This window comes from Cellulomonas biazotea (assembly GCF_004306155.1).
Lineage (GTDB): Bacteria > Actinomycetota > Actinomycetes > Actinomycetales > Cellulomonadaceae > Cellulomonas > Cellulomonas biazotea.
On the sequence record NZ_BIMR01000194.1, the window covers coordinates 1 to 9,487 of the forward strand.

General features: G+C 72.0%; 10 protein-coding genes. 4 read left to right on the plus strand and 6 right to left on the minus strand.

The window, feature by feature from the left end:
* The 4 genes from tal to pgl form a co-directional block, all read left to right on the plus strand.
* Window positions 1-870 (plus strand): transaldolase (gene tal / locus CBZ_RS12685; RefSeq protein WP_130781897.1); only part of this gene is annotated, 870 nt, incomplete at its 5' end.
* Window positions 867-2,408, plus strand: a complete 1,542-nt coding sequence (zwf, locus tag CBZ_RS12690; protein WP_130781898.1) for a glucose-6-phosphate dehydrogenase — start codon at window positions 867-869, stop codon at window positions 2,406-2,408. The genes tal and zwf, both read left to right, overlap by 4 nt.
* Window positions 2,405-3,322, plus strand: coding sequence for a glucose-6-phosphate dehydrogenase assembly protein OpcA (locus CBZ_RS12695; RefSeq protein WP_130781906.1), 918 nt, complete (start codon window positions 2,405-2,407; stop codon window positions 3,320-3,322). Before zwf ends, CBZ_RS12695 begins: the two co-directional genes overlap by 4 nt.
* Complete coding sequence (gene pgl / locus CBZ_RS22105) at window positions 3,319-4,776, plus strand: 6-phosphogluconolactonase (protein WP_130781899.1); 1,458 nt, start codon at window positions 3,319-3,321, stop codon at window positions 4,774-4,776. The genes CBZ_RS12695 and pgl overlap by 4 nt, the downstream gene beginning before the upstream one ends.
* Before the next feature lie 101 nt (window positions 4,777-4,877).
* Here pgl and CBZ_RS12705 read toward each other — a convergent pair whose 3' ends face one another.
* From CBZ_RS12705 to whiA, 6 genes are all read right to left on the minus strand, one after another.
* Window positions 4,878-5,237 (minus strand): RNA polymerase-binding protein RbpA, encoded by a 360-nt coding sequence (locus tag CBZ_RS12705; protein WP_130781900.1) that lies wholly within the window; start codon window positions 5,235-5,237, stop codon window positions 4,878-4,880.
* An 11-nt stretch (window positions 5,238-5,248) separates the two neighbouring features.
* Complete coding sequence (gene secG / locus CBZ_RS12710; protein ID WP_130781901.1) at window positions 5,249-5,491, minus strand: preprotein translocase subunit SecG; 243 nt, start codon at window positions 5,489-5,491, stop codon at window positions 5,249-5,251.
* Between the two features lie 172 nt (window positions 5,492-5,663).
* Window positions 5,664-6,458, minus strand: coding sequence for a triose-phosphate isomerase (gene tpiA, locus CBZ_RS12715; protein ID WP_130781902.1), 795 nt, complete (start codon window positions 6,456-6,458; stop codon window positions 5,664-5,666).
* Window positions 6,458-7,657, minus strand: a complete 1,200-nt coding sequence (locus tag CBZ_RS12720) for a phosphoglycerate kinase (protein ID WP_130781903.1) — start codon at window positions 7,655-7,657, stop codon at window positions 6,458-6,460. Before CBZ_RS12720 ends, tpiA begins: the two co-directional genes overlap by 1 nt.
* A 135-nt stretch (window positions 7,658-7,792) precedes the next feature.
* Window positions 7,793-8,797 carry a type I glyceraldehyde-3-phosphate dehydrogenase gene (gene gap, locus CBZ_RS12725; protein ID WP_130781904.1) on the minus strand — a complete coding sequence of 335 codons (1,005 nt, stop codon included), beginning with the start codon at window positions 8,795-8,797 and terminating at the stop codon, window positions 7,793-7,795.
* 215 nt (window positions 8,798-9,012) lie between these two features.
* Window positions 9,013-9,487 (minus strand): DNA-binding protein WhiA (gene whiA, locus CBZ_RS12730; RefSeq protein WP_130781905.1); only part of this gene is annotated, 475 nt, incomplete at its 5' end.

The window sequence follows — 9,487 nt, forward strand, 5'->3', positions numbered from 1 at the left end:
GCGGACGTCCTGCGCCCGGTGTACGACCGGACGCAGGGCGTCGACGGGCGTGTGTCGATCGAGGTGGACCCCCGGCTCGCCCGGGACACCGCAGGGACGATCGCGTCGGCGAAGGCCCTGTGGTCGACCGTCGACCGGCCCAACGTGTTCATCAAGATCCCCGCGACCGTCGAGGGGCTGCCGGCCATCACGGCGGTGCTCGCGGAGGGGATCAGCGTCAACGTGACGCTGATCTTCTCCCTCGACCGCTACCGGGCGGTCCTCGACGCGTTCCTCGCGGGCCTCGAGCAGGCGGCCGCGAACGGGCACGACCTCGCACCGGTCGCGTCCGTCGCGTCGTTCTTCGTGTCCCGCGTGGACACGGCGATCGACCCGCGGCTCGACGCGCTCGGCACCCCCGAGGCCGCCGACCTGCGCGGGAAGGCCGCGATCGCGAACGCCCGGCTCGCGTACGGCGTCTACCAGGACGTCGTCGCGGGCGAGCGGTGGGCGGCGCTGGCGGCTGCCGGGGCGCACCCCCAGCGACCCCTGTGGGCGTCGACGGGCGTCAAGGACAAGGCGTACCCCGACACGCTGTACGTCGACGAGCTCGTCGTCGCGGGCGTCGTCAACACCATGCCCGAGGCGACGCTGCGCGCGGTCGCCGACCACGGGGGCGACGCGACCGACCGCGTCACGGGCACCCAGGACGACGCGGCGCGGGTCGTCGAGCGCCTCGCGGCGGTCGGCGTCGACCTCGACGAGGTCACCGCCCAGCTGGAGGAGGAAGGCGTGGAGAAGTTCACGACGAGCTGGGAGCAGCTGCTCTCGACCGTCGGCACGGGTCTGTCCGACGCGTCGTCGCAGTTCGCGTCCGGCGGCGCCAGGTGAGCGTCAAGGTCGCCGAGGGCCACAACCCGCTGCGCGACCCCCGCGACCGCCGCCTCCCCCGCATCGCCGGTCCCAGCGGTCTGGTGATCTTCGGCGTCACGGGCGACCTGGCACGCAAGAAGCTCATGCCGGCCGTGTACGACCTCACGAACCGCGGCCTGCTGCCCCCCGGCTTCGCGCTCACCGGGTTCGCCCGCCGCGACTGGGCGACGCAGGACTTCGCGCAGATCGTGCACGACTCCGTCAAGGAGCACGCCCGCACGCCGTTCCGTGAGGCCACGTGGCGCCAGCTCTCCGAGGGCATCCGGTTCGTCCAGGGCACGTTCGACGACGACGAGTCGTTCGACCGGCTCAGCGACACCGTCGAGGAGCTCGACGTCTCGCGCGGCACCGGCGGCAACCACGCGTTCTACCTGTCGATCCCGCCGAGCTCGTTCCCAGTGGTCTGCAAGCAGCTCGCGCGCTCGGGGCTCTCGCAGCCCAAGGACGGCACGTGGCGGCGCGTGGTCATCGAGAAGCCGTTCGGTCACGACCTGGCGAGCGCCCGCGAGCTGCAGGACATCGTCTCGAGCGTGTTCCGGCCGGACGACATCTTCCGGATCGACCACTACCTCGGCAAGGAGACGGTGCAGAACCTGCTGGCGCTGCGCTTCGCGAACCAGCTGTTCGAGCCGATCTGGAACGCGAACTACGTCGACCACGTGCAGATCACGATGGCCGAGGACATCGGCATCGGCGGTCGCGCCGGGTACTACGACGGCATCGGCGCCGCGCGCGACGTCATCCAGAACCACCTGCTGCAGCTCCTCGCGCTCACCGCGATGGAGGAGCCCGTGTCGTTCGACGCGGACGGTCTGCGCCAGGAGAAGATCAAGGTCCTGTCGGCCGTCCGGCACCCGCGTGACCTCGGCAAGCACACGGCGCGCGGTCAGTACTCCTCCGGCTGGCAGGGCGGCGAGAAGGTCGTCGGCTACCTCGAGGAGGAGGGCTTCGACCCGAACTCCACGACGGAGACGTTCGCCGCGATCCGCGTCGACATCGACACGCGCCGTTGGGCCGGGGTGCCGTTCTACCTGCGCACGGGCAAGCGTCTCGGCCGTCGTGTCACCGAGATCGCGGTCGTCTTCAAGCGGGCGCCGCACCTGCCGTTCGAGTCGACGGCGACGTCCGAGCTCGGCAACAACGCGCTGGTCATCCGGGTGCAGCCCGACGAGGGCGTCACGCTGCGGTTCGGCGCGAAGGTGCCCGGCACGGCGATGGAGGTCCGCGACGTCACGATGGACTTCGGGTACGGGCACGCCTTCACCGAGTCCTCCCCCGAGGCCTACGAGCGGCTCATCCTCGACGTGCTCCTCGGCGACCCGCCGCTGTTCCCGCAGCACGAGGAGGTCGAGCTCTCCTGGAAGATCCTCGACCCGATCATCGACTACTGGGCGACCAAGGGCGGCAAGCCCGACGAGTACCGCTCGGGCACGTGGGGGCCGGCGTCGGCCGACAAGATGATGGCGCGTGACGGACGCGCGTGGAGGCGACCGTGATCATCAACCTGCCGGACACCACGACGCGCGACATCAACAAGCGCCTGCTCAAGGAGCGCGACGAGGGCGGTGCGGTCGCGCTGGGTCGCGTCCTGACGCTCGTCGTCGACGTGGGCTCGCACGACCCCGAGGACGCGATCGACGCCGCGAACGACGCGAGCCGTGAGCACCCCTGCCGGATCATCGTGCTGGCCAACGACGTGAAGGACCGGACGTCGTCGCTCGACGCGCAGATCCGCCTCGGCGGCGACGCGGGTGCGAGCGAGGTCATCGTGCTGCGCCCGTCGGGCGCGATCGACCGGCACCTCGACACCCTCGTCATGCCGCTGCTGCTGCCCGACGCGCCGATCGTCACGTGGTGGCCGTACGAGATCCCCGAGAACCCGTCGGAGCACCCGCTGGGCCGCATGGCGCAGCGGCGCATCACGGACTCGTCGCAGTGCAGCAAGCCGACGGCCGAGCTGCGCAAGCTCGCCGCCGTGTACACCGACGGCGACACGGACCTCGCGTGGACGCGCGCGACGCTGTGGCGTGGGCTCATCGCGGCGACGCTCGACCAGCCGCCGTTCGAGCCGGTGCGGCGGGCGGCCGTCATCGGCGAGAGCACGCACCCGTCGGTGGACCTCATGGCGGCGTGGCTCGCCGAGTCGCTGCGCTGCCCGGTGGAGATCGAGCGCCTCAAGGACGCCCCGGCGATCACGCAGGTCCGTCTCGAGCGCGCGTCGGGCGACATCGTCCTCGACCGTCCCGACGGCAAGACGGCCGCGCTGCGGCAGCCGGACCAGCCGGAGCACCGCATCGCCCTGCCGATCCGTCAGCTGCGCGAGTGCCTCGCCGAGGAGCTGCGCCGGCTGGACGCCGACGAGGTCTACGGGGAGGTCCTGCAGAAGGGTCTCGCGAGGATCGACGCGTGACGCGGCGCGACGTCGTCGTCCACCCGGACGCGACCGTCCTCGCGGAGGCCGTGGCGGCGCGGCTCCTGACCCGCCTGCTCGACCTGCAGTCGCACCGCAACCCGCTGCACGTGGTGCTCACCGGCGGGACGGTAGGAATCGCGTCGCTCGCCGCGATCGGGCGCAGCCCGCTGCGGGACGCGGTCGACTGGTCGGGCGTGCACCTGTGGTGGGGCGACGAGCGGTTCGTGCCCGAGGGGCACGCGGACCGCAACGAGACGCAGGCCCGGGAGGCGCTGCTCGACGCGCTGGACGCCCTGCCCGCGGACAACGTGCACCCCGTGCCGGCGCTGTCGGCCGACGTCCCGACGCCGGACGCGGCGGCCGCCGCGTACGCGCGCAGCCTCGCCGAGTTCGCGCCGCCCGGACTGCTCGCCCCCCGGTTCGACGTCACGCTCTTCGGCATGGGTCCGGACGGGCACGTCGCGTCGCTGTTCCCCGGCCACGACACCGTGTCCGTCACGGGTGTCGCGGCCGTCGGCGTCGAGGACTCCCCCAAGCCGCCACCGCAGCGCGTCTCGCTGACGTTCGACGCCATCCGCGCGTCGCGGGAGGTCTGGGTGGTCGCCGCCGGCGCCGAGAAGGCCCGGGCAGTCGCGTCCGCGCTCGCCGGTGACCCCGTCGAGCAGACGCCCGCCGCTGGGGCTCTCGGGACGGAGCGCACGCTCTGGCTCGTCGACGCCGCCGCGACGCAGGACGCCGCACCCGGCGCACCGGCGACCGCGCCTGCGAGCGGCGAGGGCGTCGACCCGGTCGTCGGGTGGGCCTCGGTGGACGCGTGGTTCGAGCGGCTCGCACCGCAGGACGTCGGGCTGCTCGACGCCGCCCGCAGCGCGCAGGACGCCGGGCTCCCGGACATCGCGGTCTCCGCGCTGCAGGGCAAGCTCCTGCACCTGCTCGCTCAGGGGGTCGGTGCGCGCCGCGTGCTCGAGCTCGGGACGCTCGGCGGGTACAGCACGCTGTGGCTCGTCCGGGCACTGCCTGCCGACGGCCGGGTCGTCACGCTCGAGATCTCCCCCGAGCACGCGCGGGTCGCCACGGAGACGTTCGTCCGGGCGGGGGTCGACGGTCAGGTCGACGTCCTCGTCGGTCCGGCGACGCAGACGCTCGCGCAGCTCGCGGCCGACGGCGTCGAGCCGTTCGACCTCGTGTTCGTCGACGCGGACAAGCAGTCGCTCGCCGCCTACGTCGACGCGGTCGCCGGGCTCGTCCGCCCGGGGGCGCTCGTCGTCGTCGACAACGTGGTGCGCGGTGGCGCCGTCGTCGACGCTCATCACCCCGACGAGCGCGTGCAGGGCGTGCGTCGCTTCGTCGAGAGCGTCGCGCAGGACGCCCGCTGGGACGCGACCGTGCTGCAGACCGTCGGCTCCAAGGGCTACGACGGGTTCGCGCTGCTGCGCCGCGCGGACGCCTGACCCGCTCCCCCGCCCGCCGTCCCACGACGGCCGGCGGGGCGAGGACCGGGACGCACGAAGGGCCCCTGCCGTCGTCGGCAGGGGCCCTTCGTCAGCTCGTGTCAGGCGCGGGGTCCGCCGCCTCGGCGGGCCCGCAGCGCGGCGAGTGCCTCGTCGAGGATGGCCGCGCCGTCCTCGTCCGAGCGACGCTCCTTCACGTAGGCCAGGTGCGTCTTGTACGGCTCGTTCTTGGAGGGCGACGGCGGGTTCTCCTGGTCCTGCCCCGCGGGGAACCCGCAGCGCGGGCAGTCCCACGTCACGGGCGCCTCCTCGGCCGCCTCCTCCGCGAAGCTCGGCCGCGTCTCGTGGCCGTTCGCGCACCAGTAGGAGATCCAGATGCGGGGAGCCGCGTCGCCGCGCTCCGCCTCGCCCATCGGGCCGGCTCCGACTCGCGACCCCCTGATCGCGCTCCCGCTCGCCATCGCCTACCCCCTCAGCTCACGCGCTCGATGAGTCCGAGCAGGACGATCACCACGGTCCAGAACAGCGCCACCCCGATGGTGATCCGGTTCAGGTTGCGCTCCGCGACGCCCGAGCTGCCGGCGCTGCTGGAGATGCCGCCGCCGAACATGTCCGAGAGGCCACCGCCCTTGCCCTTGTGCAGGAGCACCAGCGGGATGAGCAGCAGGCTGGACAGGACCAGCAGCACCTGGAGGGTGATGCGCAGGGCGTTCACGGCGAGTGTCGTTCCTCACTGGACGGGTGCGTCGACCGGCCGGACGGCGGCGACGCTGCGGTGGACCGCGGTACAGGGTAGGCGACGATCGGCGCGAAAAGCCACCACCGCCCACGCTCCGCGGGTCCCGTCCGGCGAAGGTGCCGGACGGGACCCGCGGGTGTCGGTCAGGTCAGAGCCCGACCTCGTGCGCCTGGAACCGCGCGATCTTGGCGAACTCCTCGGGGTCGAGGCTCGCGCCGCCGACGAGGGCGCCGTCGACGTCGGGCTTCGCCATGATCGACGCGACGTTCGACGACTTCACCGAGCCGCCGTACAGCACGCGCACGGCCGCGGCCGTCTCGGCGTCGTACAGCTCGCCGACGCGGACACGGATCGCCTCGGACATCTCCTGGGCGTCCTCGGGCGTCGCCGTCTCGCCGGTGCCGATCGCCCAGACGGGCTCGTAGGCGATGACGAGCGTGCGGACCTGCTCGGCCGTCACGTCGGCCAGGGCGGCCTCGAGCTGCAGCAGGGTGTGCTGCACGTGCGCCGCGGCGCGGCGCGTGTCGAGGTCCTCACCGACGCACAGGATCGGGACGAGGCCCGCCTTGAGCGCGGAGTGGACCTTCTTGTTGATCAGCGCGTCGGACTCGGCGTGGTACTCGCGCCGCTCCGAGTGGCCGACCAGCGCGTACGTCACGCCGAGCTTGGCGAGGAACGCCGGCGAGATCTCACCGGTGTACGCGCCCGACTCGTGCGCCGACAGGTCCTGCGCGCCGTAGGTGATCTGCAGCTTGTCCGCGTCGACGAGCGTCTGCACGCTGCGCAGGTCGGTGAAGGGCGGGAAGACCGCAACCTCGACCGCGCTGTAGTCGTGCTTGGCGTCCTTGAGCGTCCACGCGAGCTTCTGCAGGGTGTGCGTGGCCTGGTGGTGGTCCAGGTTCATCTTCCAGTTGCCCGCCATGAGCGGGGTGCGCTGCGTCATCAGTCCTCCAGGACAGCGATGCCGGGGAGGGTCTTGCCCTCGAGGAACTCCAGGCTGGCGCCGCCGCCCGTCGAGATGTGGCCGAAGCCCGCCTCGTCGAAGCCGAGCGTGCGCACGGCGGCGGCGGAGTCGCCACCGCCGACGATGGTGAAGGCGCCGTCGGCACCGGCGTCGACGAGGGCCTGCGCGACGGCACGCGTGCCGCCCGCGAACGCCTCGAACTCGAACACACCGGCCGGGCCGTTCCAGACGACCGTCTTGGCGTCGACGATCTTCGACGCGAACAGCGCCTCCGACTCGGGGCCGATGTCGAGGCCGATCTTGCCGTCCGGGATCGCGTCCGCGGCGACGACCGACGACGGCGAGTCCGCCTTGAACTCGTCGGCGACGCGGATGTCGACGGGCAGGACGATCTCGACGCCGGCCTGCTCGGCCTGCGCGAGGTAGCCCTTGACGGTGTCGATCTGGTCGGCCTCGAGCAGCGAGTTGCCGACGGAGTAGCCCTTGGCGGCGAGGAACGTGAACAGCATGCCGCCACCGATGACGAGGCGGTCCGCCTTCGTGAGCAGGTTCGAGATGACACCGAGCTTGTCGGAGACCTTCGAGCCGCCGAGCACGACGACGTACGGGCGCTCCGGGTTCTCGGTGGCCTTCTTCAGCGACTCGACCTCGTTGAGGACGAGCTTGCCGACGGCGTGCGGCAGCGTGAGGGCGACGTCGTAGACCGACGCCTGCTTGCGGTGCACGACACCGAAGCCGTCGGACACGAACACGTCCGCCAGCGCTGCGAGGTCGGCCGCGAGCGAGGCGCGCTCGGCGTCGTCCTTGGACGTCTCGCGGGCGTCGAAGCGGATGTTCTCGAGCAGCGCGACCTGGCCGTCCTCGAGCGCGGCGACGGTCTCCCGCGCCGACTCGCCGACGGTGTCCTTCGCGAGGGCGACCGGCTGGCCCAGCAGCTCGCCGAGGCGGGCGGCGACGGGGGCGAGCGAGTACTTGTCCTCGGGGGCACCCTTCGGGCGGCCGAGGTGGGCGGTCACGACGACGCGCGCACCGGCGCCGAGCAGCGCCTGCAGCGTCGGGAGGGCCGCGCGCACGCGGCCGTCGTCGGTGATCGTCGTGCCGTCGAGCGGCACGTTGAAGTCGGAGCGGACGAGCACGCGCTTGCCGCGCAGGTCGCCGAGGTCCTCGATGGTCTTCATGGTCTCCTACCTTGCAGAACCGGCCGGCTCACGTCGGTCGGGGGGCCGAGAGGTGCTGACACGACAACGTCCGCGTGCGCCGGGGCCGGTGGCCGGGGCGCACGCGGACGCATGACGTGTGCTGAGCGGGGAACGTCAGAGACGCTCGCCCACGTACTCCGTGAGGGCGACGAGCGAGTTGGAGTAGCCCCACTCGTTGTCGTACCAGGCGATGATCTTGACCTGGTCGCCGATCACCTTGGTGAGCTTCGAGTCGAAGATGCTCTGGTGCGGGTTCGTGACGATGTCGCTCGAGACGATCTCGTCCTCGACGTACTCCAGGACACCCTTGAGCGGGCCCTCGGCGGCGGCCTTGACCGCGGCGTTGACCTCGTCGACCGTGACCTCGCGCGAGGCGGTGAAGGTCAGGTCCGTGGCGGAGCCGGTGATCGTCGGCACGCGGAGCGCGAAGCCGTCGAGCTTGCCCTTGAGCTCGGGGAGCACGAGGGCGACGGCCTTGGCCGCACCGGTCGACGTCGGGACGATGTTCTGCGCGGCGGCACGGGCGCGACGCAGGTCGCGGTGGGGGCCGTCCTGCAGGTTCTGGTCGCCCGTGTAGGCGTGGATCGTGGTCATGAGGCCACGCTCGATGCCGATGGCGTCGTTGAGCGCCTTCGCGACGGGGGCGAGGCAGTTCGTGGTGCAGGACGCGTTGGAGATGATGTGCTGCGTCGCCGCGTCGTAGTCGGTGTGGTTCACGCCGACGACGAACGTGCCGTCCTCGTTCTTCGCCGGGGCGGAGATGATGACCTTCTTGGCGCCGGCGGTGATGTGCGCCTTGGCCTTGGTCGCGTCCGTGAAGAAGCCCGTGGACTCGATGACGATGTCCGCGCCGAGCTCGGCCCAGGGGAGGTTGGCCGGGTCGCGCTCCTCGAGGGCACGGATCTTCTTGCCGTCGACGATGATGTTCTCGTCGTCGAACTCCACGCTCAGCGGGAAGCGGCCCAGGACCGTGTCGTACTTGAGCAGGTGGGCGAGCGTCGCGTTGTCCGTGAGGTCGTTGACACCGACGATCTCGATGTCCGCGCCCGACGCGATGATGGCCCGGTAGAAGTTGCGACCGATACGACCGAAGCCGTTGATGCCGACCTTGATGGTCACTTGCCCTCCTCGGCAGCGCCGACGAGGGTCGGCGCACACAAAATGGGTGGTGGGGTCACGCACGCCGATGTGCGTCCCGACCGTCCTGACCTCCATGTGCGCAGCACATGACGGTCGTGTGACGATCGGATGACGTCCACCCTATACCCGTGACTGGGGTCACGCGGGCCGGAGGTCCCAGGGTGGACACCCGCCCAGGTGCCTGCGGCGCGGTCTCAGAGGTCGAGCAGGTCGGGGCTCAGGCCGGCCTCGGTGTCGGGGATCCCCAGCTCCGCGGCGCGCTTGTCGGCCGTCGCCAGGAGGCGGCGGATCCTGCCCGCGACCGCGTCCTTCGTGAGGGCCGGCTCGGCCAGCTTGCCGAGCTCCTCGAGCGACGCCTCCTTGTGCGCCAGGCGCAGCTCGCCGGCCTCGCGCAGGTGCTCCGGCAGGTCGTCGGCGAGGATCTCGAACGCCCGCTCGACGCGTGCACCCGCCGCGACCGCCGCCCGCGCCGACCGGCGCAGGTTCGCGTCGTCGAAGTTCGCCAGGCGGTTCGCGGTGCCGCGGACCTCGCGCCGCACGCGGCGCTCCTCCCACACGAGCATCGTCTCGTGGGCGCCGAGGCGCGCGAGCATCGCCGAGATCGCGTCGCCGTCGCGGATCACCACGCGGTCCACGTTGCGGACCTCACGGGCCTTCGCGGAGACCCCG

Coding starts and splice junctions, on each gene's coding strand:
- CBZ_RS12720 (WP_130781903.1), bottom strand. CDS start 7,657: ATGAAGACCATCGAGGACCTCGGCGACCTGCGCGGCAAGCGCGTGCTC.
- tpiA (WP_130781902.1), bottom strand. CDS start 6,458: ATGACGCAGCGCACCCCGCTCATGGCGGGCAACTGGAAGATGAACCTG.
- CBZ_RS12705 (WP_130781900.1), bottom strand. CDS start 5,237: ATGGCGAGCGGGAGCGCGATCAGGGGGTCGCGAGTCGGAGCCGGCCCG.